General features: G+C 59.1%; 20 protein-coding genes and 3 tRNA genes. 4 read left to right on the top strand and 19 right to left on the bottom strand.

The window, feature by feature from the left end:
* Positions 1 to 7: 7 nt before the first annotated feature.
* A complete protein-coding gene (gene pfkB / locus FHL16_RS03055) occupies positions 8 to 949 on the bottom strand; it encodes a 1-phosphofructokinase (RefSeq protein WP_077747394.1) in 942 nt (313 codons plus the stop codon).
* Positions 949 to 3,810: a phosphoenolpyruvate--protein phosphotransferase gene (gene ptsP, locus FHL16_RS03050; RefSeq protein WP_077747393.1), complete on the bottom strand. Its 2,862-nt coding sequence runs from the start codon at positions 3,808 to 3,810 to the stop codon at positions 949 to 951. Before ptsP ends, pfkB begins: the two co-directional genes overlap by 1 nt.
* 291 nt (positions 3,811 to 4,101) lie before the next feature.
* Between ptsP and cra the strand changes: the two genes are divergently transcribed.
* Together cra and FHL16_RS03040 are read left to right on the top strand one after the other, a co-directional pair.
* Positions 4,102 to 5,097 (top strand): catabolite repressor/activator, encoded by a 996-nt coding sequence (gene cra / locus FHL16_RS03045; protein ID WP_010463461.1) that lies wholly within the window; start codon positions 4,102 to 4,104, stop codon positions 5,095 to 5,097.
* Between the two features lie 3 nt (positions 5,098 to 5,100).
* A complete protein-coding gene (locus FHL16_RS03040) occupies positions 5,101 to 5,877 on the top strand; it encodes a TatD family hydrolase (protein WP_010463463.1) in 777 nt (258 codons plus the stop codon).
* 128 nt (positions 5,878 to 6,005) lie between these two features.
* Here FHL16_RS03040 and FHL16_RS34895 read toward each other — a convergent pair whose 3' ends face one another.
* The 4 genes from FHL16_RS34895 to FHL16_RS03020 form a co-directional block, all read right to left on the bottom strand.
* Entirely contained in the window at positions 6,006 to 6,710 is a 705-nt protein-coding gene (locus tag FHL16_RS34895) for a methyl-accepting chemotaxis protein (RefSeq protein WP_371857853.1), read from the bottom strand.
* A 1,640-nt stretch (positions 6,711 to 8,350) separates the two neighbouring features.
* Positions 8,351 to 9,187 (bottom strand): regulatory signaling modulator protein AmpE, encoded by an 837-nt coding sequence (gene ampE, locus FHL16_RS03030; RefSeq protein WP_010463467.1) that lies wholly within the window; start codon positions 9,185 to 9,187, stop codon positions 8,351 to 8,353.
* On the bottom strand, positions 9,184 to 9,759 hold the full coding sequence (gene ampD, locus FHL16_RS03025; RefSeq protein ID WP_010463469.1) for a 1,6-anhydro-N-acetylmuramyl-L-alanine amidase AmpD: 576 nt from the start codon (positions 9,757 to 9,759) through the stop codon (positions 9,184 to 9,186). The genes ampE and ampD overlap by 4 nt, the downstream gene beginning before the upstream one ends.
* 64 nt (positions 9,760 to 9,823) lie before the next feature.
* Positions 9,824 to 12,031 (bottom strand): DUF1631 domain-containing protein, encoded by a 2,208-nt coding sequence (locus tag FHL16_RS03020; RefSeq protein WP_077747391.1) that lies wholly within the window; start codon positions 12,029 to 12,031, stop codon positions 9,824 to 9,826.
* A gap of 285 nt (positions 12,032 to 12,316) precedes the next feature.
* On the opposite strand from FHL16_RS03020, the gene nadC reads away from it, so the two are divergent.
* Positions 12,317 to 13,165: a carboxylating nicotinate-nucleotide diphosphorylase gene (gene nadC, locus FHL16_RS03015; protein ID WP_010463472.1), complete on the top strand. Its 849-nt coding sequence runs from the start codon at positions 12,317 to 12,319 to the stop codon at positions 13,163 to 13,165.
* Positions 13,166 to 13,255: 90 nt separating this feature from the next.
* Here nadC and FHL16_RS03010 read toward each other — a convergent pair whose 3' ends face one another.
* The gene (locus FHL16_RS03010) at positions 13,256 to 13,561 is read right to left on the bottom strand and encodes a DUF6388 family protein (protein WP_077747454.1); all 306 of its coding nucleotides are present in this window, start codon (positions 13,559 to 13,561) and stop codon (positions 13,256 to 13,258) included.
* Positions 13,562 to 13,876: 315 nt separating this feature from the next.
* Between FHL16_RS03010 and FHL16_RS03005 the strand changes: the two genes are divergently transcribed.
* Positions 13,877 to 14,911: a hypothetical protein gene (locus tag FHL16_RS03005; RefSeq protein WP_077747390.1), complete on the top strand. Its 1,035-nt coding sequence runs from the start codon at positions 13,877 to 13,879 to the stop codon at positions 14,909 to 14,911.
* 9 nt (positions 14,912 to 14,920) lie between these two features.
* On the opposite strand, the gene FHL16_RS03000 is transcribed toward FHL16_RS03005, so the two are convergent.
* From FHL16_RS03000 to tpiA, 12 genes are all read right to left on the bottom strand, one after another.
* Positions 14,921 to 14,996 (bottom strand) — tRNA-Thr (locus FHL16_RS03000).
* A gap of 127 nt (positions 14,997 to 15,123) precedes the next feature.
* The gene (pnp, locus tag FHL16_RS02995) at positions 15,124 to 17,229 is read right to left on the bottom strand and encodes a polyribonucleotide nucleotidyltransferase (RefSeq protein ID WP_010463478.1); all 2,106 of its coding nucleotides are present in this window, start codon (positions 17,227 to 17,229) and stop codon (positions 15,124 to 15,126) included.
* A gap of 195 nt (positions 17,230 to 17,424) precedes the next feature.
* The gene (gene rpsO, locus FHL16_RS02990) at positions 17,425 to 17,694 is read right to left on the bottom strand and encodes a 30S ribosomal protein S15 (protein ID WP_003176135.1); all 270 of its coding nucleotides are present in this window, start codon (positions 17,692 to 17,694) and stop codon (positions 17,425 to 17,427) included.
* 117 nt (positions 17,695 to 17,811) lie between these two features.
* A complete protein-coding gene (truB, locus tag FHL16_RS02985; RefSeq protein WP_010463480.1) occupies positions 17,812 to 18,729 on the bottom strand; it encodes a tRNA pseudouridine(55) synthase TruB in 918 nt (305 codons plus the stop codon).
* Between the two features lie 3 nt (positions 18,730 to 18,732).
* Positions 18,733 to 19,134 (bottom strand): 30S ribosome-binding factor RbfA, encoded by a 402-nt coding sequence (gene rbfA / locus FHL16_RS02980; protein ID WP_007942872.1) that lies wholly within the window; start codon positions 19,132 to 19,134, stop codon positions 18,733 to 18,735.
* A 159-nt stretch (positions 19,135 to 19,293) separates the two neighbouring features.
* The gene (gene infB, locus FHL16_RS02975) at positions 19,294 to 21,822 is read right to left on the bottom strand and encodes a translation initiation factor IF-2 (RefSeq protein WP_010463483.1); all 2,529 of its coding nucleotides are present in this window, start codon (positions 21,820 to 21,822) and stop codon (positions 19,294 to 19,296) included.
* A gap of 27 nt (positions 21,823 to 21,849) precedes the next feature.
* Positions 21,850 to 23,331, bottom strand: coding sequence for a transcription termination factor NusA (nusA, locus tag FHL16_RS02970; RefSeq protein ID WP_010463485.1), 1,482 nt, complete (start codon positions 23,329 to 23,331; stop codon positions 21,850 to 21,852).
* A gap of 47 nt (positions 23,332 to 23,378) precedes the next feature.
* Positions 23,379 to 23,837, bottom strand: a complete 459-nt coding sequence (gene rimP, locus FHL16_RS02965; RefSeq protein ID WP_010463487.1) for a ribosome maturation factor RimP — start codon at positions 23,835 to 23,837, stop codon at positions 23,379 to 23,381.
* 138 nt (positions 23,838 to 23,975) lie between these two features.
* Positions 23,976 to 24,052: transfer RNA gene (locus tag FHL16_RS02960), tRNA-Met, on the bottom strand.
* A 96-nt stretch (positions 24,053 to 24,148) separates the two neighbouring features.
* Positions 24,149 to 24,234 (bottom strand) — tRNA-Leu (locus FHL16_RS02955).
* 22 nt (positions 24,235 to 24,256) lie between these two features.
* Entirely contained in the window at positions 24,257 to 24,640 is a 384-nt protein-coding gene (gene secG, locus FHL16_RS02950) for a preprotein translocase subunit SecG (protein ID WP_010463489.1), read from the bottom strand.
* Between the two features lie 4 nt (positions 24,641 to 24,644).
* Complete coding sequence (gene tpiA, locus FHL16_RS02945; RefSeq protein WP_077747389.1) at positions 24,645 to 25,400, bottom strand: triose-phosphate isomerase; 756 nt, start codon at positions 25,398 to 25,400, stop codon at positions 24,645 to 24,647.
* Positions 25,401 to 25,414: the final 14 nt, after the last annotated feature.

Genomic DNA, 25,414 nt, shown 5'->3' with positions numbered 1-25,414 from the left:
AACCCTCTTATTGTTCTGTCAGGGTGCGGATGCGCACGCCCTGTTCGAGCCGCGCCAACTGCGCGACATCGCCAATTCCGAAACCGATCTGCGTGACCGCCATCGCGGCGATTGCCGTGGCGGTGCGCAGGGTCTGTTCAGGCGTGTCGGCACTGAGCAAACCGTGGAGCATGCCGGCCAGCAACGAATCGCCTGCGCCCACGGTGCTGACGACACTGACCTTGGGCGGCGTGGCGTGCATCGCCGAGCCGACACTGAACCAGTTCACGCCATCGGCCCCGTGGGAGATCACCACATGCTCGATGCCTTGAGCGTGCAAACGGCTCGCCGCTTCGGCTTGTGCCGCCACCGATATCACCTCGCAGCCCAGCACGTCGGCCAGCTCTTCAGTGTTCGGTTTGATCAACCACGGGCCGGCCTTGAGCGCTGCACGCAAGGCTTCGCCGCTGCTGTCGAGGGCAACGTTCAGACCGAGGTTTTTCAAACGTTCAATCAACGCCTGCAACCACTGCGGGCTTATCCCCTGCGGCAGGCTGCCGGCCACCACGACCGCGTCATGACCGGGCGCAATCTGCTCGAGTCGATCCAGCAGCGCCTGCTGAGCCGTCGCATTGACCATCGGCCCCGGACCGTTGATGTCGGTGATCCGCCCATCGTTTTCCGCCAGTTTGATGTTGCTGCGCGTCTCCCCGGGCACCCGGATGAACGCATCGACAAAACCGCGTTTGGCGAACAGGGTTTCGAACGCTTGAAGGTTGTCCTCACCGAGGAAACCGCTGACCGTCAGCTGATGGCCGAGGTCGGCGAGCACCTGCGCCACGTTCACGCCTTTACCGGCGGCGTGGGTGTGCATTTCGTCGCTGCGATTGACTTGGCCGGGCTCGAGGCGCGGCAACTGCACCGTCAAGTCCAGCGCCGGGTTGAGCGTCAGGGTCAGGATTTTGGCCATTACAGGGCCTCCACTAATGCGCGCACTTCATTGGCGCTGCCCACGGCCAGGGCCTGTTGGGCGAGAATTCTGGTTTGGCTGAGGCTGAGTTCGCGGATGCGTGCCTTGACCTCGGCAATGCTGCGACCGGACACGCTGAGTTCGTCCACGCCGAGACCGACCAGCACCGGCACCGCCAGCGGATCGGCTGCCAGCTCGCCGCACACGCCGACCCACTTGCCGTTGGCATGGGCCGCGCGCACGGTGATGTCGATCAGTTGCAGCACCGCCGGGTGCAAGCCGTCAGCCTGGGCTGACAAGGTTGGATGCCCCCGGTCGATGGCCAGGGTGTATTGAGTCAGGTCATTGGTGCCGACGCTGAAGAAGTCGACTTCCTTGGCCAGCACCGGCGCCAGCAAGGCCGCCGATGGCACCTCGATCATGATCCCCAGTTGCAGATCAGCCACCGGGATTTCCAGACGCAGACGCTCGGTCATGTCCCGCGCCTGGCGCCACTCATCGACGCTGCCGACCATCGGGAACATGATCCGCAACGGACGGTTGTCCGCTGCACGGAGCAAGGCGCGCAATTGCGCTTCCATGATCTGCGGACGCTGCAAGGTCAGGCGAATGCCACGCACGCCGAGGAACGGGTTTTCTTCTTTCGCAATCGGCCAGTACGGCAGTGGTTTATCGCCACCGACATCGAGGGTGCGAACCACCAGGGGACGACCGGCCAGGCCGTCGAGGACGCGGCGGTATTCGACTTCCTGGGTGGCCTCGTCCGGCGCCTGGGAATGGGCCATGAAAATCAGTTCAGTGCGCAGCAAGCCGATGCCTTCGGCACCCTGCTCCACCGCGCTGGTCACGCCGGCACTTTCGCCGATGTTGGCGAACACTTCGACCGCATGGCCGTCGGTGGTCAGCGCCGGTTGATGGCGTTGTTCGGCGGCGGCTTTCAGGCGTTGTTCGCGGGTGTCGCGTTCTTCGGTGGCGCGCTGCAAGGTTGCCGCGTCGGCGTCCACATGCAGGCGACCGCGCTGACCATCAATCAGCAACGGCGTGCCCGGCGCCAGCAGCAACACCGCCGCACCAGCGCCGACCAAGGCCGGAATGCCCAGCGCCCGGGCGACAATCGCGCTGTGAGCGGTCGCGCCGCCACGGGCCGTGAGAATGCCGGCCACACGGGTCGGATCGAGACGGGCAACGTCGGACGGGCCGACTTCGTCCATCACCAGAATGTACGGCTGATCGGGTTCACTCGGGGTTTCGACGCCGCTGAGTTGCGCCAGCACCCGACGACCGATGTCGCGCAGGTCGGCAGCCCGTTCGGCGAGCAAGGCGTCCTGCAACGATTCCTGTTGTTTGGCCGCCGCTTCAATCACCGCCATCCACGCCGCTTCAGCGCTTTCGCCTTGCTTGAGGCGGGTGTCGACTTCATCGGTCAATTCCGGGTCGTCGAGCATTTCCTGGTGGGTGATGAAAATCTCGCGGATGGCTTTGGATTTGCTGCGTTCGATCAAGCCTTCGATGTCGCGGCGCACGTGTACCAAGCCCTGCTTGAGACGTTCACGCTCAATGGCGGCAGACTCGCCACGCAACGGGTATTCGATGGTTTGCAGCACTTGAATGTGCGCCGGGCCAATGGCGATGCCCGGTGCAGCGGCAATGGCCTGGACCAGACTGCCGGACACTGGCGCCAGGAGCACTTCGGCGACATCGGCAAACACCTCGCGCTGCTGGCTCACGGCGGGCAACGGCTCGACGTCTTCACCGAGGCCTTCTTCGATGGCGGCCAGCAAGGCTGGCAAGGCATCGGCGGCGATGCTCGGTTCAGCGACGAACTCCAATACCTGACCGCGCCGGGCGCCGAGGCTGAGGAGTTTGCTCAAGCTCTTCACCGACACGGCGCTGTCGTGGCCATCGACGATGCGCACGCGGATCTCGCCTTCAAAACTTTTCGCCAACTGCGCGAGGATCTTCGCCGGGCGGGCATGCAAACCGTGGGCGTTGGCCAACGCAATGCGCGCGCTCGGCCAGTCCGCCGGCAGTTCACCGCCCAGCACTTCGAGGACTTTACGGCTGCTGGTGGCGCGACCCAATTCATGGCCACGGCCTTCGATCAGCAGCGCACACAGGCGTTCGAGCAAAGCCTGATGCGCCTCGCCGAGGCTGGCCAGGCAGAACAGGCCACTGAGGGGCTGGCCGAGGTAGCGCATGGGCTTGTCCGGCGTGACGAACGCCAGGCCCGGACGCTTGACCGTTTGTTCGCTGTGCAGCCACCACAAGCCATCGCCCAGCGGCAGCGCTTCGACCTGTTGCAAGACGGCGGAGAACCCGTTACTCACGCAATCGGCCTGGCGCAGCAAACGCGCGCCGCGCCATACAAGTTCTTCGAAGTCATCGGCGGAGACACCAAGGCCGATCATTTGTGCATCCAGCGCCAGTTCCTGCGGTGCCCCTTGCAGCAGTTTCAACAAGGCTTCGGCGGAACTGGCGCGACGCAGGGCCTGGCCCAGGTCGGTTTCTCCGAGGGCACGGGTCAGCAGTTGCAGCAGTCGCAGGTGTTCATCGGATTTGGCGGCAATGCCGATCGCCAGGTAAACGATCTGGCCGTCGCCCCAGTCCACGCCTTCGGGGAATTGCATCAGCCGCACACCGGTGGAAAACACCTGATCGCGGGTTTCCGGCGTACCGTGAGGGATGGCAATACCTTGACCGAGAAAGGTCGAGCCCTGGACTTCCCGGGCCTGCAAACCGGCGAGATAACCCTCGGCTACCAGGCCATCGGTGACCAGATGCCCGGCCAGTAATTGCAAGGCTTCGGACTTATCCACAGCCGACTGGCCCATGGATATCTGCTCTATGGTGAGCTCGAGCATGCTTTCTCCTTTTTGGCGTCTGTGGGCGCCAGGTATTGTTTTGGATGATTCCAGCTTAGGCGCTTCGTCATCATTTTTGGCGGTTTCACGGCAGAACCGGCCAAATGCGCTTATAACGTAGAAAATACGCTTGCTGAAACGTTTAATCTAGAATGATTGGCACGTTACTCGATTATGTCCCATCCTTGAAGTCCAACTTGTCGGAAGCGTTGCGACAATGGTCGTCTGCCCGAATCGGGTAGGATTGGCGAAAATGTCGGGGCAAGCTCGAACAAACAAGGAAATCCCGAGTTGAAACTCAGTGATATCGCACAGTTGGCCGGTGTGTCCGTTACCACCGCCAGTTATGTCATTAATGGCAAGGCCGAGCAGCAACGTATCAGCAGTGCCACCGTCGAGCGCGTTCGTGCGGTCGTCGAACAACATGGCTTCACGCCCAACCCTCAGGCGGCGGGGCTGCGCAGTCGGCACACCCGCACTTTGGGCTTCATTCTGCCGGACCTGGAAAACCCCAGTTACGCAAGAATCGCCAAACTGCTCGAGCAAGGCGCCCGGGCGCGCGGTTATCAATTGCTGATCGCCAGTTCCGACGATGCGCCGGACAGTGAGCGGCAATTGCTGCAACTGTTCCGCGCCCGGCGCTGTGATGCCTTGATCGTCGCCAGTTGCCTGCCGGCCGGAGATGACAGTTATCGTCTGTTGCAGGCCAAAGGCATTCCGATCATCGCCATCGACCGGGTGATGGAGCCTGAGCATTTCTGTTCGGTGATCAGCGATGATCGCGAGGCCAGCCTGCAACTGACCCGCAGCCTGCTCGACCCGCTGCCCAAGCAAATCGCGCTGATCGGTGCCCGCCCCGAGCTGAGCATCAGCCAGGAACGTGCCGCCGGGTTCAAGGAGGCGTTAAGCGGGTTCAAAGGCGACGTGCTGATCGAGCACGGCGAATCGTTCAGCCGTGAGTGCGGCAAGCAGTTGATGGAGGAATTGTTGCAGCGCCTGGGGCATTTGCCGGATGCGCTGGTGACCACGTCTTACGTGCTGCTTCAAGGCGTGTTCGATGCCTTGCACGACTTCCCGCTGAAAACCCGTCCGCTGCGCCTAGGCACCTTCGGCGACACGCAGTTGCTGGACTTCTTGCCGCTGCCGGTCAATGCCATGGCCCAGCAGCATCAGTTGATTGCCGACAAGGCGCTGGCGCTGGCGCTGGCCGCCATCGAGCAGTCCGACTACCAACCCGGCGTGCAAGCCATCGCGCGGACCTTCAAGCAGCGTATTCGCCAGGACTGAACCGTGGAGCTGATTGACAGCCACACTCATCTGGATTTTCCGGACTTCGACGAGGACCGCACGGCGCTGCTCGCCGAAAGCCGCGCCCTCGGGGTACGGCGAATGGTGGTGCTGGGGGTTTATCAGGGCAATTGGCAGCGGGTCTGGGACCTGGTGCAAAGCGATCCCGACCTGCATGCGGCGCTCGGTTTGCACCCGGTGTACCTGGACCAGCATCGCCCTGACGATTTACTCGAACTCGGTGACTGGCTGACCCGCCTGGCGGGTCATCGGCAATTGTGTGCCGTGGGCGAGATCGGTCTGGATTACTTCATCGAAACCCTCGACCGTGAGCGCCAGCAGGCCTTGTTCGACGCGCAACTGCAACTGGCGGTGGACTTCAATCTTCCGGCGCTGATTCATGTGCGGCGCAGCCATGCCGCGGTGATTGCCACGCTCAAACGGTTTCGATTGAAACGCGCGGGCATCATTCATGCCTTCGCCGGCAGCAAGGAAGAGGCGCGCGAATACATCAAGCTCGGTTTCAAACTGGGCCTGGGCGGCGCCGCGACCTGGCCGCAGGCGCTGCGCATGCACCGCGTCCTCGCTGACCTGCCCCTGGAATCAGTGGTGCTGGAAACCGATTCACCGGACATGGCGCCCGCCATGTTTCCCGGTCAACGCAACAGCCCGGCGCACCTGCCGGCGATTTGCTCGGCGCTGGCCGGCATCATGGCGATCAGCCCCGAGCGATTGGCGGCCGCAAGCACGGCCAATGCCTGCGAGTTGTTCAACTGGTAAATCAGCCCTGCACTAAAACCTGTGGGAGCTAGCCTGCTCGCGATAGCGGTGTGTCAGTCGACATCATTACTGACTGACGCACCCCTATCGCGAGCAGGCTCGCTCCCACATTTGATCCTTGTGTGCCGTCAGACCCGGAACGCGCTGATCAATTGTTTGAGTTCCAACACTTGGGCCGACAATGCTCGACTGGCATCCTCGGTCTGGTGCGCCCCTTCGGCGGTACGTTCACCCGCGCGGTTGATCTCGACGATGTTCTGGTCGATGTCGTGGGCCACCGCGGTCTGCTGCTCCACTGCGGCGGCGATCTGTTGGTTCTGGTCGACGATCATGCCGACGGCACCGAGGATGTTTTCCAGCGCCTGCTGGACCTTTTCCGACTGCCCGACGGTGCCATCGGCCACCTGATGGCTGACGCCCATGGCTTTCACCGCCGCGCCGACACCATTCTGGAGCTTGGTGATCATCTGCTCGATTTCTTCGGTCGATTGCTGAGTGCGCTTGGCGAGGGTCCGCACCTCATCGGCCACCACCGCAAAACCACGCCCTTGCTCACCGGCCCGAGCGGCTTCGATCGCGGCGTTGAGCGCCAAGAGGTTGGTCTGCTCGGCGATGCTCTTGATCACTTCCAGCACGCGGCTGATGGATTGACTGTCGCTGGCCAATTGGTTGACCACCCGCACCGACTGATCGATCTCGCTGGCCAGTTGCGCGATGCTGCCCTGCTGGGACGCCACCAGGCCGCGACCGCTGATGGTTTCGTCGTTGACGCTGTGGGCACTGCTGACTGCTGCGGCGGCACTGCGCGCCACCTCAAGGGAGGTGGCAGACATCTGGTTCATGGCCGTGGCGACCTGCTCGATCTGCGAACGCTGCCCCGCCACCGCCTGGTTGCTTTGGGCAGAGACACTTTCGACTTGTCCGGCCTGGCGCTCGACCTCGTTGACGGTCTGGCCTACCCGCTCGATCAGGTCATGGATTTTCTTCACGGTGCCGTTGAACACCTCGCCCAACTCGCCCAACTCATCGCGGCTTTCGGCCCGGAAGGTGACGGTCATGTCGCCCGCTGCAACTTTGTCCAGCGTCGCGCCCAGACGTTTGAGGGTGGTGCGGGTCGAGGCGTAGAAGCCGCCGTAGAGGTAGAAAATCAACACAAACACCACCGACAGCGCCACGGCCTGCAAGACCATATGGGTGCGGTTCTGCTCCAGTCGCTGCTGCAACTGGGTGCCGAGGAATGCCAGGGTGGCTTCGTTGAGTTGGTAGGTCTGGTCCATCAGGCCGGTGACCTGGTCGTAAAAGGCCTGCCATGGCGCATCGAGGGTGTCGGCCATCACCACCTGTTCTTCGAACAGTTCACTGGCCTTTTTCAGCGAGGCCTTGCTGCTCTCGGCCTGGGCGGCCAGGGTGTCACGCGCCGCTTTGCTGGAGCCCAATGCATCATTGAGCTTCAGACCGTATTCGCCCTGGAGCTTTTCGATCTGCGCCAGCAGCTCATCAAATCGGGTGCTCGACGACGAATTCAGAAAACCTTGCCCAAGCGAATAGGAACCCATCGCCCGGCCGTCGCCCAGGATCTGCGTCACAGGCGGAGTGACGTTGGTAATGAGTTCGCTGAGCTGACGCATGTCGCTCTGGGTATCGCGGCTCAGGCCGGCTTGACTGGCGATGATCTGGCTGAAAATCTGCGCGCTGCCGAGCAACTTGCCGATCATCCCACTTTTGCTTTGCAGGGAGTTTTCCGCTTGCTGGGCCTTGAACGCCGCGATCATTTCATCGCGCTTGCCATCGAAAACCGTGATCTGCTCCGGATCAGTGGTCATCGCCGTCAGCCCTTGCAGGCGGGCCAGAACACTTTGCTCCAGAGTGCTGATCTTCGTCTCGACGTTACCGGCCTTGCCGGACTGGCCAAGAGTGACGTTGATTTGCACCAGGTTGTTCAGGGTTTCCAAATCACGCCGCAGGGTCAGGCTGCTGCCGAGCAGGTCGAGGCTTTGCAGCTCGACTTGTGTGCCCTGGAATTCACGATAGGAGTCGCGGACCAGATAGAAGTTGGTCACCAGCATCGGCACGAGGAACAGCACACTGATCAGGCTGAACTTCATGCCGAAGCTCAGGCGATTCATCAGCGCGACGGCGGGATAGAGCAAGCTCTTCACTGGAAGTCTCCCTTTTGATTCTTATTTTTATTGGCAGGCGCGGGTCGACGGCAGATAGCCACTATTCAGCGCTATCCCTGTATAGCTTAAATCGGCTGAGGGTTTTGTAACTTAAGGTTAACGGCAGATCGCCGGACTTGAGATCGATGATCATCTTGTGGCGAGGGAGCCTGCTCCCGCTCGTCTGCGAAGCAGACGCAATGCAGGCGAGCGGGTTTTCCTGACATATTCGCCTGGCCGTTTGAGGGCGCTGCGCGCCCAGCGGGAGCAAGCCCCCTCTCCCACAAAGACGTTCACACAAGACAGCCGTTGGTTTACGGAAGGACCGTCCACAACGCAAAACCTGCATACCAGAGCACCGCCGCGCGCAGCAGCAGTTCCCAGATCCGGTCCAGGCTGTTGATACCGTCCGGTCCGACGACCGGTGCAGGAATTTCGCCAGCCACCAGGCCAACTTTCTCGATCAACTGGGCAGCGCTGATGTTCCAGTTCAGCAGTTCATGCAGCATGACGCGGCTGACCGCGACAAAATTTCCGACCAGCGCGAAACTGGCCGCCAACAGACGCACCGGCACCCAATCAAACGCATGACGCAACTGTGCAGCGCGCTCGACCACAGCAGGGTTCTGCCCGTGCTCTTCAGCCAGCGCCAGCAGCCGGTAGCTCAGTGCGGCGACCGGGCCCAGCACGAAGTACCAGAAAATCACCGCGAAAAAGCTCTGGTATGCCTCCCACAGCAAATGCCCTTCGACCCGCTCAAGCAGTTGCTCGCCGCTATCGGCGCAGATGTCCACGTCGCGCTTCGCCACATGGGCGGCGGCTTGCAGGTCTTCCCGGCGCCAGGCATCGCGAAACGGTCCCAGGCCGGCCAGCAAATCGCCGCGACCCAGACTGTAAATCACCACCAGCAGGTGCACCGGCAATGCCAGCAACCCGTAGGCCACCGGTTCAAGCACCACCAGCAACAAACCCAGCAGCGCCACCGGCAACAACACCAGCACCACCAATACCAGCCATGGCCGATCAATCAGGCGCGGGCTGACTTCAAGCTTGTTCAGTTCACGCACCCAACCGCCGTCACGTTGGACCCGATGGCGCAAGGCCGAGAATTTCTCGATCCAGACGGCCAACAGCAACACCAGAAAACTCATCGTTGTTCCTCTTGTTCCAAAGCGGCTTTTGCCAAGGCGGCGCGGTAGCGTGCCCAGTCGAACGCGGGTCCCGGATCCGTCTTGCGCCCCGGTGCGATGTCGCTATGCCCGCAGATGCGTTGCGCCGTGATCGCCGTAAATGTGCTTTGCAGTTGTCGGGTCAGAGTCGTCAACGCCTGATACTGGGCGTCCTCGAACGGAAGATCATCCGTGCCCTCAAGTTCGATGCCCACAGAAAAATCGTTGCAGGTCTCCCGCCCCTCGAAACTCGAGACACCGGCGTGCCAGGCGCGCTCAAGACAAGAGACAAACTGAGTGACGGTGCCGTCACGTTCGATCAGAAAGTGCGCAGACACCCGCAGGTCAGCAATACCTGCAAAATAGGGATGCTCCGTGACATCCAGACGATTCTGGAAAAATTCCTGCACCTTGCCGGTGGCGAACTGCGCTGGCGGCAGGCTGATGTTGTGGATCACCAGCAAGGAAATTTCGCCCGAGGGGCGCGCATTGAAGTTGGGCGAGCGGCATACACGCACGCCCTGACACCAACCGCTCGCGGGGTCCAACTGCATACAGGTTCCTTCAACGACGACTGTGTTGGCGCCCAGTATGCCGCGATAGGCCCTCGGGGCGCGATCACTTGCCGCGATTGAGACGCCGCAGATTGCCCAGCACCGACTCCAGGGCCCGGTCGAACAGCAAGGTATCGTCCAGCGCCCGCACCGCGCCACGGCGAAATTCCAGGGCCAGGCCGGTGCGGCTGCGCTCCAGCACTTTCATTCCCGTGCGGTCGACAAAGATGTATTTGCCGGTGGAATCGATGATCGCTGCCAGCTTGCAACGCAGGGTGTTTTCATCGTCTTCCTGAAACTCGACCCAGCAGCCCGGACGCAGTTGATCGACCTGAAGCAAACCGGCATCGTCCGCCGGCAACCGCACAGACACCACATCGGCCAGGCCTTCGTCCGCCGTGTGCAGCACGATTTGCTGCAGCACTTCGACCATAACCGGCGGGTCGACGGGTTGTTCAGCCGCCTGACCCGGGCGCTCGAACCGTTGCACGTGCAAGGTTTCCAGCTCACTGAAAAACTCACTGGTGGCGAACGGATCGAACGCCGAGCTGCTCAATCCGTCGCGCAAGGCCTTCAGCAGCCCGGGCACCAGCGCCAACAAACGCAGGCCGGCATCGGGCTCGTCATGGCGCTGCACGCTCCAGATCAATTGCTCCATAGTCTGCACATCGGCCTGCCATTGCGCCGACGCATCACCATGTTTGAGGCAGGTCAACAACAGCACTTTGCTCCAGGCCTCCTGCACGAAGACCACCACAGCCTGGGGCAGCACTTTGCCCAATAACGCCTGATTCAGCGCCTGCTCGACACGCTGGCGAGCCAGTTCGGTCCTGGCGCGGCCTTCCTCGGCGTCACGGGTACGCTGTTCCAGGAGTTCGCTGCGGCGGCGCTCATCACTGGTGAAGGCGAGAAAATCCGCCAGCAATTCGGAAAAGATCGCCGGATCGTCAACAAAGTCGTTCAACAGGCGCTGGACCACTTGCTCGATGCGCAGGTACAGGCTGTCACGCTCGTGGTCATCGCACTCGCCCCAGCCCATCGCGGCGGCAGCGATTTCGTTGAGCAGACGCCGGGCCGGGTGGCTGGCCCGGCTGAAGAAGCTCTTGTCGAGCACCGCCACTTTGAGCATGGGAATCTGCAACCGACCAATCAGCGCCTTGAGGGAGTCAGGCAGGTTGCGGTCATCAAGGATGCATTCGAAGAGCATGGCGATCAGGTTGATCACGTCTTCGTCAGCCACGCCGACCACGCGCGACTTGCCGCTTTTGACGCTGACCCGGGTTAGCAGCTGTTCGAGCTGGTTACGCAGATCGAAGTCGTCCTGGGTCGCCAGCGCCGGCACGTATTGCTGCAAGTGCGAGAGCAGGCGCAACAGGTCTCGGGTGGAAATGGGCTGTGTCTGGGCACTGGCTTCGAGGGTCGGCGCGACACTGCCGCGCACGTGTAGCAGCAGCTCCTGCAACGCGGCAAAGACTTCCTGCACGCCATCGTCGACCGGTGTATGGCCCGAGTGGATGCCGACTTCGATCGGTTCGGCATAGGCGCTGGCGGCGGCATGATCGCTGGCTCGCCGCGTGGGAGCGGGCTTGAGGTCGGGCAACACGCCGGTCGCGATGAGCAGTTGATTGGCTTCGGCGTACAGCTGATCAGTGCTGCTGAGCACGTAGCGATCGAATAGTTTGAGAATGATCAGCTTGACCTTGATCTCCACCCCCAGGTTGCGCCAAGCCTGCAAGAAATACTCGCAGAGCCGCGCAGGCCCCAGCGGGTTGTGCTCATCGTCCAGCGCCTTGCCCAGCAAAGCACTGAGTCGGGCTGTCAGTTGGTCAAGAGCGAACCCGTCGCGGTTCAGCACTTTGCTGACCATGGCGTCCACCGCGACGCTGCGTTCCAGATCGTCATTGGGCAATGCATCGGGTTCAAACGCCAATGCCTGAGGCAAGGCCGCCTGTGCGCTGTCGTGCTGCGAGAGACTGACGAACGCCTCGAAGAAGTGTTCGAGAAAACCGCGTTCGATGCTTTTTCGCTTGAGTCGCAAGTCGCGCATGGCTTCGAAAAAGAGGTTCTGCTCGACATCGCTGCGGGCCCGATCAGCCATTTCGAACAGCGTGTCGTCGGCGTTATCAAACAGCTCCTGCAAGCCATGCCTGAGCTGTTGAGTGGCCTTGTCGCGAACCTGAAGCAGAATCACAGGCAGGCGGGCGAGCGGCGATTGCGTCGCCTGACCGGTAGCCGCCTTGTGCAAAGGCACTACATTCCCGTCGTTGTGCATCCAAGCCTCCTGAAACGGTGATTCTGCGAATAGTCGTAAATCCAAACGAACGTCAAAGCCATGACGTCAAAAGCAAGGCGGATTATCTTGCAAAAGCGCTCCCATGTACCAGCAGACTCTGTGCTACGTATCAAAATAGACGCATAGGAAAGACGTTGACTTAGTGCCGATGATTCAAGGGAATCGACCAAATGCAGGTTTGCAGGTGAGGGGAACGCCTCTGATGCCTTGGGTTGCCTCGCGCCATGGCCCTATAATCGGGCCACTTTGTTTGTGGAGCCCGTTATGCCGAATCTACGTCTCGCCGATTTGACCGCCGAAATCGAAGCCAACGTGCGCCGTGCGTTGCTCGAAGACATCGGCAGCGGCGACATCACCGCACAGCTGATCCCGGCCGAACGCCTGGCAAAAGCCACCATCATCACCCGCGATGCCGCGGTCATTGCCGGCACCGCATGGGTCGATGCCGTTTTCCGGCAACTCGATCCACGGGTCGCGGTGCACTGGCAGGTGCGTGACGGCGAACGGGTGAAACCCAATCAGGCGCTGTTTCACCTCGAGGGCCCGGCACGCTCGCTGCTGACCGGCGAACGCTGCGCACTGAATTTCCTGCAATTGCTCTCGGGCGTGGCCACGCGCGCGCAATACCTGGCGGATTTTGTCGCCGAGACCCAGGTGAAGCTGCTCGACACCCGTAAAACTCTGCCAGGGCTGCGTCTGGCGCAGAAGTACGCCGTGACCTGCGGCGGTTGCCACAACCACCGCATCGGCCTGTACGACGCCTTCCTGATCAAGGAAAACCACATCGCCGCCTGCGGTGGCATTCCTGAGGCCATCAACGCCGCGCACAAGATCGCCCCGGGCAAGCCGGTCGAGATTGAAGTGGAAAGCCTGGCGGAATTGAAAGAAGCCCTGGCGGCGGGTGCCGACATCATCATGCTCGATGAGTTGAGCCTGGATGACATGCGTGAAGCCGTGCGCCTGAACGCGGGCAAGGCGAAACTGGAAGCCAGCGGTGGTATCAACGAAAACACGCTGCTGCCGATCGCCGAAACCGGGGTGGATTACATTTCGATTGGTGCGATGACCAAGGATGTGAAGGCTGTCGACCTGTCGATGCGCTTAAGCCTCTAAAACGCAGCCTCGAGCGGCAAGCTCCAAGTTTCAAGCAGTTTTGCTTTTACTTGCAGCTTACCGCTTGAAGCCTGAAGCCTGAAGCTGCTCTCAAACCACCAGATTGTTCATCTCGCAGTACTCTTCCCACTCGACGCCCAACACCTCGGCCGCCTCCTTGTGCAGCACCAGGCGCGCAGCCTCGAACTCTTCAGGGGTCGAGGTGTACTTGAGCGTCAGTTCCCATGGCTGCAAGCCCTGGGACTCCGCCTCATCCTCGAACGCCCACTGGATCTGGTCTTTCTGATCGTCGGCGGGCAGGTCCTTGATCTCTTCCGCTAGCTGGGGTGATTCAAGCAGGTACTTTTTAAGCGCTTCTTCGTGTCTGGCTTCTTGGGTCAATTCTTTAACGGTCATGGCGTTCTCGCTGATCTGGGGAATGGAAGATGGATCTGGATCATCAAGGATCTCTCTGACGCAAAAAACCGTGTGAAGCCCGGTTTGTCTGGCCTTCAGAACCATTCGGGGATCATCTGAAAACTGCAGAAGTGGTACGTGTGCAACGTCCGAATATAGGACGTTTGGTCGACGATTTATATGGACTTTTACATCAAATCTACAAAAAAACCGTTGATCGGCCTTTCTGAAAATTTTCCTTCGCTACCCAGGAACAACGTTCAAAAGGTAAAGTCATAGCGATGTGCCAGCTAGGCACTTCACAAGGAACCGGTGATGCGCAATTTTCCCAAGCTTCCATCTACCCTGTTTGCAACCGGCATGGCTGCCCTTCTTCTCGGTAGCCTGGCAATGCCCGATTCGGCTCAAGCCGGTCTGGAGTACAAATTCGACAGCGCAAACTCTTCCGATAAATTTTTGGTTTTCCACAACTATTACGGCACAGACGTGATGGTCAAATCAGGCCTCAGTATCGAAGACGTGGAAAAATTACAAAGAATGGTTAAAACCGATACGGCAGATCTTGAAGAGCTGAAGAAAACCGTCAGTACACAGGCGCGGCTCATCGAAGAGTTGAAAAAGAACACGGTGTCCGGTTCGAGTTCGACTGCCAGCGAAGTGGATAAACTCAAGCGCACCGTCAGTGATCAGGACACGGCGCTGAAAAACCTCGCCAAGGCCATGGACGAGTTCAAACGCAACAGTGGTTCGAGCTCCAGTTCCAGCGCCAGCGAAGTGAACGACCTGAAACGCACGGTCAGCGAACAGAACACCGGTTTGGTCAACCTTGCCAAGGCCGTGGACGAGCTCAAACGTAACAGCAGCTCGAATTCCAGCTCCAGTTCCAGCGAAGTCAACGACCTCAAGCGGACGGTCAGCGAACAGGACAACGGACTGAAAAAGCTCGCCAGTCAGATGGACGACCTCAAGCGCAGCAGCAGCTCGAATTCCAGCTCAAGCGCAAGCTCTAGCTCAAGCGAAGTGAGTGATCTGAAACGCGCGGTGAGCGAACAGGAAAACGGTCTGAAAAAGCTCGCCAGTCAGATGGACGATCTGAAGCGCAGCAGCGGCGGCTCGAACTCCAGTTCAAGCTCCAGCGAAGTGAACGACCTCAAGCGTACCGTCAATGAACAGGAAAACGACTTGAAAAGGCTTGCCAGCCAGGTGGAAGACCTCAAGCGCAGCGCCGGATCGAGTTCCAGCTCGAGCTCCAGCGACCTGTCCAGCCTTAAGCGGGAAGTCAGCGATCAGGACAACCAACTGGATCAGCTGAAACGCACCGTGGAAGATTTGAGCAGAAAGGTGAAATAACAGGGGGAATGGTGCCCGAGACAGGAATCGAACCTGCGACCTTCGCGTTACGAGTGCGCTGCTCTACCGGCTGAGCTACACGGGCGGTGGGCTAAACCTAGCACCGGGTTCGAAAGCCAGCAACTTCACACCCTGTTTCACAGACAAAAAAATGCCCCGCAGCTTTCACTGCGGGGCATTTTTATAACGTTGAAGCAATCAAGCGGGGGTGATTAAACGCCCGAAGCCTTGGCCGCTGCTACGTCTTTGATGGACAGTTTGATACGGCCGCGGTTGTCCACGTCCAGTACCAGTACTTCCACTTCCTGGCCTTCTTTCAGGATGTCGGTCACTTTCTCAACGCGAGCGTCACTCAGCATCGAGATGTGTACCAGACCGTCCTTGCCAGGCAGGATGTTGACGAATGCGCCGAAGTCGACGATGCGCTCAACCTTACCAACGTAGATCTTGCCGATTTCAGCTTCTGCGGTGATGCCCAGAACGCGCTGACGTGCTGCTTCAGCCGCTTCCTTGGTTTCGCCGAAGATCTTGATCGAGCCGTCGTCTTCGATGTCGATCGAAGCCTTGGTCTCTTCACAGATCGCACGAATGGTCGCGCCGCCTTTACCGATGACATCACGGATTTTGTCGGTGTCGATTTTCATCGCGATCATGGTCGGAGCATTTTCCGACAGTTCGGTGCGGGACTGACCAATGATCTGGTTCATCTGACCGAGGATGTTCAGGCGCGCTTCCAGGGCTTGGCCCAGAGCGATTTCCATGATTTCTTCGGTGATGCCTTTGATCTTGATGTCCATCTGCAGCGCGGTAACACCTTTGGCGGTACCGGCTACTTTGAAGTCCATGTCGCCCAGGTGGTCTTCGTCACCCAGGATGTCGGTCAGGACGGCGAACTTCTCGCCTTCTTTAACCAGACCCATCGCGATACCGGCAACCGGTGCCTTCATCGGAACGCCGGCGTCCATCAGAGCCAGGGAAGCGCCGCAAACGGAAGCCATCGAGCTCGAACCGTTGGATTCGGTGATTTCCGACACAACACGAATGGTGTATGGGAACACATCGGCAGCAGGCAGCATGGCTGCAATCGAACGACGGGCCAGACGGCCGTGACCGATTTCGCGACGACCAGCGCCACCCATGCGACCACACTCACCTACCGAGAACGGAGGGAAGTTGTAGTGCAGCATGAACGGGTCTTTTTTCTCGCCTTCCAGGGTGTCCAGCAGCTGTGCGTCACGGGCGGTGCCCAGTGTTGCAACAACCAGCGCCTGGGTTTCGCCACGGGTGAACAGCGCCGAACCGTGAGTCTTTGGCAGAACACCGACTTCGATGTTCAAAGGACGTACGGTCTTGGTGTCGCGACCGTCGATACGTGGCTTGCCGTTTACGATGTTTTCGCGAACGGTGCGGTATTCGATTTCGCCGAAAGCGGCTTTGACTTCGCTGGACGAAGGCTGGCCTTCTTCACCGGACAGCTTGGCAACCACCTGGTCTTTCAGCTCACCCAGGCGAGCGTAACGGTCGGCCTTGATGGTGATGGTGTAAGCCTGGGAGATCGCGTCGCCGAACTCGGCACGGATAGCGCCCAGCAGAGCAGTGGCTTCTGGCTGTGGAGCCCAGGTCCAGGTCGGCTTGGCAGCTTCGGCGGCCAGTTCCTTGACGGCGTTGATCACCACCTGGAACTCGTCGTGAGCAAACAGTACCGCGCCCAGCATCTGGTCTTCGGTCAGCTCTTTGGCTTCCGATTCAACCATCAATACGGCTTCCGAAGTACCGGCAACGACCATGTCCAGGCTCGAAGCTTTCTGTTGTTCGTAAGTCGGGTTCAGCAGGTAGCCAGTGCTTTCGTGGAACGCCACGCGGGCAGCGCCGATCGGGCCATCGAAAGGAATACCGGAGATAGCCAACGCAGCCGAGGTACCGATCATCGCAGCGATGTCCGGATCGGTTTTCTTGCTGGTGGAAACGACGGTGCAGACAACCTGCACTTCGTTCATGAAGCCTTCTGGGAACAGCGGACGGATCGGACGGTCGATCAGTCGGGAAGTCAGGGTTTCTTTCTCGGAAGGACGGCCTTCACGCTTGAAGAAACCGCCAGGGATCTTACCGGCAGCGTAAGTCTTTTCCTGGTAGTGAACAGACAGAGGGAAGAAGCCCTTGCCTGGATCGGCTTGCTTGGCGCCGACCACAGTCACCAACACGCTGACGTCGTCGTCAACGGTGACCAATACTGCGCCGGAGGCCTGACGGGCGATACGGCCAGTCTCGAGGGTAACGGTCGACTGACCGAACTGGAATTTTTTGATTACCGGGTTCACGGTGTCCTACCTTCTTTTGTGGCTCTTGGGGAACTTGTCTTCTTGCGAAATTCTTGGGCAATGTCGGGAATCGGCCCAACGCCTGTCCAGGGTAAAACGACTATCCAGATAAAACTTGAGGCTGGGAGCCTGCCATGTGCCAGCGGGAAACCCACTGGCGCACGACAGACAACCAACCTCTAGCGCAATCGCTTATTAGCGACGCAGACCCAGGCGACCAATCAGAGCCTGATAACGACCCAGATCCTTGCCTTTCAGGTAGTCCAGCAGCTTACGACGCTGGTTAACCATGCGGATCAGACCACGACGGGAGTGGTGATCTTTACCGTTGGCCTTGAAGTGACCTTGCAGCTTGTTGATGTTGTGGGTCAGCAGTGCAACTTGCACTTCTGGCGAACCAGTGTCACCAACAGCTTGCTGGTAGTCAGCTACGATTTGAGCTTTTTCTTGAACGTCGAGAGCCATGAGGCAATCCTTTTATCAGGAAACTGTTTCAAAGAAACAGCTTCAACAGGCCAGGGACAAATCCCTGTATCTAAAAATGAGTAGTGACCGTGCCTGTTAACAGCCACCCTCGTCCGGTCATTCTGACCGAATCAGTCGACGTGGCGCGATGCGCCCGTCTTCGCTCACTTCACCGATACCGATGAAGCGACCGTTGTGATCCTGTACCCGTACCATGCCGAACTTCGGTGCATCCGGGGCTCGTACCGGTTGGCCGTTAAGCCAGTAGAACGAACTGTGCTCCGAGAACTGCAACAGTGGCCAATCCAGAAGGCCGCTGTCCGATGGCATCAGGAAGCGGTCGACCGCTTCGTTGCCGCCTTCGGCATGTACCGCTTCCAACTCTTCAAGCGTGACCGTCTGCGCCAGCGTGAAAGGCCCGGCCTGGGTACGTCGCAATTCAGCCACGTAAGCGCCACAACCGAGTTGCTCACCGATATCCTCCACCAGGGTGCGAATATAGGTGCCTTTGCTGCAATCCACCGCAAGCCGCGCAGTATCACCTTCAAAGGCCAGCAATTCCAAGCGCGCAATAGTAACAGAACGCGGTTCACGCTCCACTACTTCGCCTGCACGGGCCAGCTTGTACAGCGGCTGGCCATCACGCTTGAGCGCCGAGTACATCGGCGGTATCTGACTGATTTGCCCGCGAAAATTCGGCAGAACAGCTTCGACATCTGCGCGACCAACGGTCACCGGACGCTCCTGCAAAACTTCACCCTCGGCATCGGCCGTGGTGGTGGTCTTGCCCAGTTGCGCCAGGGTTTCGTAACCCTTGTCGGAATCGAGCAGGTACTGCGAGAACTTGGTGGCCTCACCGAAGCACAACGGCAACACGCCGGTGGCCAGCGGATCGAGACTGCCTGTGTGACCGGCTTTCTCGGCGTTCAGCAGCCAGCGAACCTTCTGCAACGCGGCGTTGGAGGTGAACCCCAATGGCTTGTCGAGCAGAATGATACCGCTGACGTTACGACGGATACGTTTGACCTGAGCCACCGATTACTCCTTGGCGTCTTCGGGTTCAGCCGCTACCGGGTGCTGATTGTCTTCAGCCACCGCACGCTCGATCAGGGCCGACAGGTGCGCGCCACGCACGACGCTTTCGTCGTAGTGGAAGTGCAACTGCGGAACGCTGCGCAACTTCATTTCACGAGCCAACTGCATGCGCAGGAAACCGGCGGCTGAGTTGAGCACCTTGATGCTTTGCGCGATGTCTTCGGCGTTGTCCTGGCCCATCACGGTGATGAAGATCTTGGCGTGACCGACGTCACGGCTGACTTCAACAGCGGTAATGGTGACCAGACCGACGCGCGGGTCTTTGACTTCACGACGGATCAGCTGTGCCAGCTCACGCTGCATCTGATCGCCGATACGTTGGGTACGGCTGTATTCTTTTGCCATGTCTTGTTACCTGTTACTGCCCCACGGTGAAACCCGAGGGGTCTGAAAGCGGCAAACGCCCGGCCTGACAAAAGCCAGACCGGGCGTTGCGTTTAGAGTCCTGACGCGGTGCCGCGCATTTGCATGCGGCGGCTTGGCGTGGCCCTTGAAGTGCGCGAGTTAGAGGCTGCGAGCAACCTGAACCTTCTCGAAGACTTCGATCTTGTCACCGACTTTGACGTCGTTGTAGCTCTTCACGCCGATACCGCATTCCATGCCGGCACGTACTTCGGAAGCGTCATCCTTGAAGCGGCGCAGGGATTCCAGCTCGCCTTCGAAGATAACGATGTCTTCACGCAGTACACGGATTGGACGGTTACGGTGAACAACACCTTCGATAACCATGCAACCGGCGATCGCGCCAAACTTCGGCGAACGGAACACGTCACGCACTTCAGCGGTACCCAGGATGTTCTCGCGAACATCGCTGCCCAGCATACCGGTGAGGGCTTTCTTGACGTCTTCGATGATGTCGTAGATCACGTTGTAGTAACGCATATCCAGACCTTCCTGTTCGACGATCTTGCGAGCGCCAGCATCGGCACGCACGTTGAAGCCAAACAGTACAGCGTTGGAGGCCAGTGCCAGGTTAGCGTCGGACTCGGTGATACCACCGACGCCGCCACCGACAACACGCACTTGCACTTCGTCGTTACCCAGGCCGTTCAAGGCACCGTTCAACGCTTCCAGCGAACCACGGACGTCGGATTTGAGGACGATGTTGAGCGTCTTCTTCTCTGCCTGACCCATGTTTTCGAAGATGTTTTCCAGCTTGCCGGCGTGAGCGCGAGCCAGTTTGACTTCACGGAACTTGCCTTGACGGAACAGAGCCACTTCACGGGCTTTCTTCTCGTCCGACAGCACGCTCATCTCATCGCCAGCGTCCGGGGTACCGTCCAGGCCGAGGATCTCGACAGGGATGGAAGGACCGGCTTCTTTGATCGGCTTGCCGTTCTCGTCGAGCATGGCGCGTACACGGCCATAGTTCGAACCGACCAGGACCATGTCGCCTTGGCGCAGGGTACCGTCTTGAACCAGAACGGTTGCAACCGGGCCACGACCCTTGTCGAGACGCGATTCAACCACCACACCACGGCCAGGAGCCGAAGGCGTCGCTTTCAGTTCCAGAACTTCGGCTTGCAGCAGAACAGCTTCGAGCAACTCGTCCACGCCAGTACCGACTTTCGCCGAAACCGATACGAACGGAGTGTCGCCGCCCCACTCTTCCGAAGTCACGCCGTGAACCGACAGCTCGCTACGGATGCGATCGAGATCAGCGCCCGGCTTGTCGATTTTGTTCACTGCAACAACCAGTGGAACACCGGCAGCCTTGGCGTGCTGGACCGCTTCAATGGTCTGCGGCATTACGCCGTCGTCCGCTGCAACCACCAGGATCACGATGTCAGTCGCCTTGGCACCACGGGCACGCATTGCGGTAAACGCGGCGTGACCCGGGGTATCGAGGAAAGTGACCATGCCGCGATCAGTTTCAACGTGGTACGCACCGATGTGCTGGGTGATACCGCCGGCTTCGCCTGCAGCTACCTTGGCACGACGGATATAGTCGAGCAGCGACGTCTTACCGTGGTCAACGTGGCCCATTACGGTCACGACTGGCGCACGGGAGAACGTCTCACCTTCAAACTTCAGGGACTCGGCCAGGGAATCTTCCAGGGCGGTGTCGCTGACCAGGGTCACTTTGTGGCCCAGTTCTTCGGCTACCAGTTGAGCAGTTTCCTGATCAAGCACCTGGTTGATGGTCGCTGGCGTACCCAGTTTGAACATGAACTTGATGATTTCAGCAGCCTTGACCGACATCTGATTGGCGAGATCGCCAACAGTGATGGTCTCGCCGATCTGCACATCACGCACGACAGGGCCGGTTGGGCTCTGGAAACCGTGGGCGTTGCGTTTCTTCAGCTTGGCCTTGCCGCGACCACCACGACGGAAGCCATCGCTTTCTTCGTCGGTAGTACGTGGGGCAACGCGTGGAGCAGGCGCTTTCTCTTTAACCGAAGCACGATGCGGAGCGTTTTTGCGCTCACCATCGCCACTGCCACGACGATTGTTATCGTCGGCGCGTGGTTTGTCCGGACGGCGCTGTTCGTTCTGCTTGTTGCGAACGTCAGCAGACGGTGCTGGAGCAGCGGCTACAACCGGCGCGCTTTCGCGTACTGGCTCGGCAACTGCAGCAGGGGCTGCAACGGCGTCGTTAGTAGCGGATTGCGCAGCAGCAGGCTGGCGACGCGCTTCTTCTTCGGCGCGACGCTTGGCTTCTTCTTCAGCCTTCTGACGAGCAGCATTTTCTACTGCGCGACGTTCTTCCAGTTCGCGTTTGCGCTCGGCTTCAATTTCTTCCGGGCTGCGCTGTACGAAGACTTTCTTCTTGCGTACTTCAACGCTGATGCTTTTGCTGCCAGCAACACGCAGGGTGCTGGTGGTTTTGCGCTGCAGTGTGATCTTGCGCGGTTCTTCCACTTTCGCCTTGTGGCTGCTCTTCAAGTGAGTCAGCAAAGACTGCTTCTCACTATCGCTCACACCTTCATCGGCGGCGGTGTGCGGCAGACCTGCCTCACGCATCTGCTGCAACAGGCGCTCTACCGGTGTTTTGACCTCATCGGCCAGTTGTTTCACCGTGACTTGCGTCATGCACTTCTCTCCTCAGGCCGCGCCTAATTACTCGAACCAGTGGGCTCGGGCGGCCATGATCAACTTGCCGGCACGATCATCGTCAATGCCGTCGATGTCGAGCAGGTCGTCAATAGACTGCTCGGCCAGGTCTTCGCGGGTAATTACGCCGCGCACCGCCAGTTCCATCGCCAGATCCTTGTCCATACCCTCAAGCGAGAGCAGGTCTTCGGCCGGATGGGCGTCTGCCAGCTTTTCCTCAGTAGCGATGGCTTTGGTCAACAAACGATCCTTGGCGCGAGCGCGAAGCTCGTTGACGGTTTCTTCGTCAAAGCCTTCGATGTTGAGCATTTCTTCCAACGGTACGTAGGCAATCTCTTCCAGGCTGGTGAAGCCTTCATCTACCAGCACCTGTGCAAGGTCTTCGTCGACTTCCAGCTCGTCGATGAAGTTGCGCAGGATGTCGCCGGTTTCTGCTTGCTGCTTAGCCTGGATGTCCGATTCGGTCATCACGTTCAGGGTCCAGCCAGTCAACTGGCTAGCCAGACGCACGTTCTGACCACCGCGACCGATGGCCTGAGCCAGATTGTCTGCGCCAACGGCGATGTCCATTGCATGGGCATCTTCGTCAACGATAATTGCCGCAACCTCAGCCGGGGACATGGCGTTGATTACGAACTGAGCCGGGTTGTCATCCCACAGGACGATATCCACACGCTCACCGCCCAACTCACCCGACACTGCCTGGACGCGCGAACCGCGCATACCGATGCAAGCGCCCTGCGGGTCGATGCGTTTGTCTTTCGAGCGGACCGCGATCTTGGCACGCGAACCCGGGTCACGGGAGGCTGCCATTACTTCGATCAGGCCTTCAGCGATTTCCGGCACTTCGATGCGGAACAACTCGATCAGCATTTCCGGCGCGGTACGCGACAGGATCAGCTGCGGGCCGCGGTTCTCGGTGCGGATTTCCTTGAGAAGCGCACGCAAGCGCACGCCAACCCGGAAGGTTTCGCGAGAGATGATGTCTTCACGAGCCAGCAACGCTTCAGCGTTGTTGCCCAGGTCGACGATCACGTTGTCGCGGGTCACTTTCTTCACGGTGCCGGAGATGATTTCCCCCAGGCGCTCGCGATAAGCGTCAACGACTTGAGCACGCTCGGCTTCGCGAACTTTCTGCACGATGACTTGCTTGGCAGTCTGTGCAGCAATGCGGCCGAACTCGATGGATTCGATTTTCTCTTCGACTACATCACCCACCTGGGCGCCCGGGTGCGTTTCGGCAACCTTGCTCGGCCAGGTTTCGATGGCCGGATCATCCAGGTCTGCTTCTTCGACGACCGTCCAGCGACGGAATGTCTCGTAAGCACCGGTGTGGCGATTGATTTCCACACGCAGATCGACTTCGTCCTCGAAACGCTTTTTGGTAGCAGTGGCCAGGGCCAGCTCCAGCGCTTCAAAAATTACGTTTGCCGGTACGCCCTTTTCATTGGATACCGACTCAACAACCAGCAGTACTTCTTTGCTCATCGTACGCCTCGCCTTTCGCAAGCCATTGGATCCGCGGGATCCGCGTCTCAGTCAAAACTGGGAATAATGTTGGCCTTGTCGATCATATCGATCGGCAACAGGAACTCATGGTCTTCTACCTGCACCACGACGTCCTGCTCTTCTACACCGCGCAGAAGGCCCTGAAAGTTGCGTCGTCCTTCAAAAGGCGAGCGCAGCTTGATCTTCACTTGTTCACCGGCAAATTTTGCAAACTGCTCAATAGTGAACAGTGGGCGTTCCATGCCAGGCGAGGAAACTTCAAGGGTGTATTCAACGGCGATTGGATCTTCAACATCCAGGACACCGCTGATCTGACGGCTGACGATGGCACAATCGTCCACCAGCACACCGCCCTCTTTATCAATATAAACGCGCAACATTGAGTGGCGACCTTGAGCCGAAAACTCAATACCCCAGCATTCATAGCCCAGGGCCACGACCACCGGGGCCAACAAGGCCTGCAACTCTTCTAGCTTGCTCGACACCTGAACCCCCTCGTGCATGTATGTGCATGCTATGCAAAATAAAAAAATGGGCGAAACGCCCATCCTTGAAACGCCGTCGAACAGCGGCGTAGAAAGTGTCCAGCTAACAAAAAGCCCCTTAAAAGGGGCTCCTTAAACTGGTTGCGGGGGCCGGATTTGAACCGACGACCTTCGGGTTATGAGCCCGACGAGCTACCAGACTGCTCCACCCCGCGACAAAGCTGGGGCGGAAGTATACGACCGATCCTTGACAGGGTCAATGTAACCTTCCACCTACAAGAAAGCCCGCAACAGCGGGCTCTCCTGATAATTGGTACCGAGAAGGGGACTCGAACCCCTACACCCTATGGGCACAACCACCTCAAGGTTGCGTGTCTACCAATTCCACCACCTCGGCAATACTACGTTTGAAACCCTTCTTACTTTTGCTCTTGAGCTGGAGGCACGTCAGTCGCTGGAGTAGCCGACTTTTGCTCTTGAAGCACCGGTACATCATCAGAAGCCGGTTGTTGCTTTGGAACTTCCAACACTGCCGGGTTTGGCAAACCTACTTGAGTCAGCTGCTGAGCTTTCTCTTTAGCAAAGTAACCTAACCCTAAGCTGGTTATGAAGAAACCGGCGGCAAGTATAGCAGTAAACTTACTAAGAAAGGTAGAGGAACCTTGGCTTCCGAACACAGTATTTGAAGCACCTGCTCCGAAAGACGCGCCAGCATCCGCACCTTTACCCTGCTGCAGCAATACCAGAGCAACTACGCCCAATGCACCCAGCAGATGAAAAACGACTACGACTGTTTCCAGCATTTTTTCAGTTTCCCGCGGCGCGACAAATCGCACCGAACTCATCTGCATTCAGGGAAGCTCCACCAATGAGCCCCCCATCGATATCCGGCATGCCGAACAGTTCGACCGCATTGGCCGCCTTCACGCTGCCGCCGTATAGAAGCCGCACACCTTGTGCGACCTCAGAATTCTCTGCCGCCAACTGAGCGCGAATGGCTGCATGCACATCCTGCGCTTGTTGCGGCGAAGCAGTCAGCCCAGTGCCAATGGCCCAGACTGGCTCGTAAGCAATTACTGCATTTGCAAAGGCACCTACACCCAGCTCCTCTATGATACTGCCTAGCTGACGCCCGACAACATCTAGAGTTTTACCGGCTTCGCGCTGCTCAAGGGTTTCCCCTATGCACAACACCGGGATCAAGCCACATGCCTGCGCCGCTGCGAACTTGCGAATCAGCACACCGTCCTGCTCGCCCATAATCTGGCGGCGTTCGGAATGCCCGACAAGAACCAGGGAACAACCTGCATCCACCAATTGACTCGGCGCGATTTCACCGGTCAGTGCACCTTGCATGGCTTCCACCGCAGAGTTCTGCGCGCCGACCGAAATCGACTTGCCGTTCAAGCCATCAATCACTTGATTGATATGCAAGTAAGGCGGGAATACCGCTACATCAACACCGCTCGGCAAGGCCAGATGACGAAGGCCATTGATCAGCTCAGCGACGCTGGCGCGGGTACCGTGCATCTTCCAGTTACCAGCTACCATAGGGCGACGCATGCTGTACCTCGTCG

Origin of the sequence: Pseudomonas sp. FSL W5-0299, from assembly GCF_005930655.1 — a bacterium.
Taxonomy (GTDB): Bacteria; Pseudomonadota; Gammaproteobacteria; order Pseudomonadales; family Pseudomonadaceae; genus Aquipseudomonas; species Aquipseudomonas mandelii.
The sequence above is the reverse complement of the archived record's forward strand: the minus strand, read 5'-3'. Positions and strand labels throughout refer to the sequence as shown.

Bases quoted from the DNA above. Each gene is read 5' to 3' on its own strand.
- FHL16_RS03005 (WP_077747390.1), top strand. From the start codon at position 13,877: ATGCGCAATTTTCCCAAGCTTCCATCTACCCTGTTTGCAACCGGCATG.
- rbfA (WP_007942872.1), bottom strand. From the start codon at position 19,134: ATGGCAAAAGAATACAGCCGTACCCAACGTATCGGCGATCAGATGCAG.
- rpsO (WP_003176135.1), bottom strand. From the start codon at position 17,694: ATGGCTCTCGACGTTCAAGAAAAAGCTCAAATCGTAGCTGACTACCAG.
- ampE (WP_010463467.1), bottom strand. From the start codon at position 9,187: ATGAGTTTTCTGGTGTTGCTGTTGGCCGTCTGGATCGAGAAATTCTCG.
- FHL16_RS34895 (WP_371857853.1), bottom strand. From the start codon at position 6,710: ATGTCTGCCACCTCCCTTGAGGTGGCGCGCAGTGCCGCCGCAGCAGTC.
- FHL16_RS03010 (WP_077747454.1), bottom strand. From the start codon at position 13,561: ATGACCGTTAAAGAATTGACCCAAGAAGCCAGACACGAAGAAGCGCTT.
- nusA (WP_010463485.1), bottom strand. From the start codon at position 23,331: ATGAGCAAAGAAGTACTGCTGGTTGTTGAGTCGGTATCCAATGAAAAG.
- ampD (WP_010463469.1), bottom strand. From the start codon at position 9,759: ATGCAGTTGGACCCCGCGAGCGGTTGGTGTCAGGGCGTGCGTGTATGC.
- pfkB (WP_077747394.1), bottom strand. From the start codon at position 949: ATGGCCAAAATCCTGACCCTGACGCTCAACCCGGCGCTGGACTTGACG.
- ptsP (WP_077747393.1), bottom strand. From the start codon at position 3,810: ATGCTCGAGCTCACCATAGAGCAGATATCCATGGGCCAGTCGGCTGTG.
- FHL16_RS03020 (WP_077747391.1), bottom strand. From the start codon at position 12,031: ATGCACAACGACGGGAATGTAGTGCCTTTGCACAAGGCGGCTACCGGT.
- tpiA (WP_077747389.1), bottom strand. From the start codon at position 25,400: ATGCGTCGCCCTATGGTAGCTGGTAACTGGAAGATGCACGGTACCCGC.
- infB (WP_010463483.1), bottom strand. From the start codon at position 21,822: ATGACGCAAGTCACGGTGAAACAACTGGCCGATGAGGTCAAAACACCG.
- nadC (WP_010463472.1), top strand. From the start codon at position 12,317: ATGCCGAATCTACGTCTCGCCGATTTGACCGCCGAAATCGAAGCCAAC.
- secG (WP_010463489.1), bottom strand. From the start codon at position 24,640: ATGCTGGAAACAGTCGTAGTCGTTTTTCATCTGCTGGGTGCATTGGGC.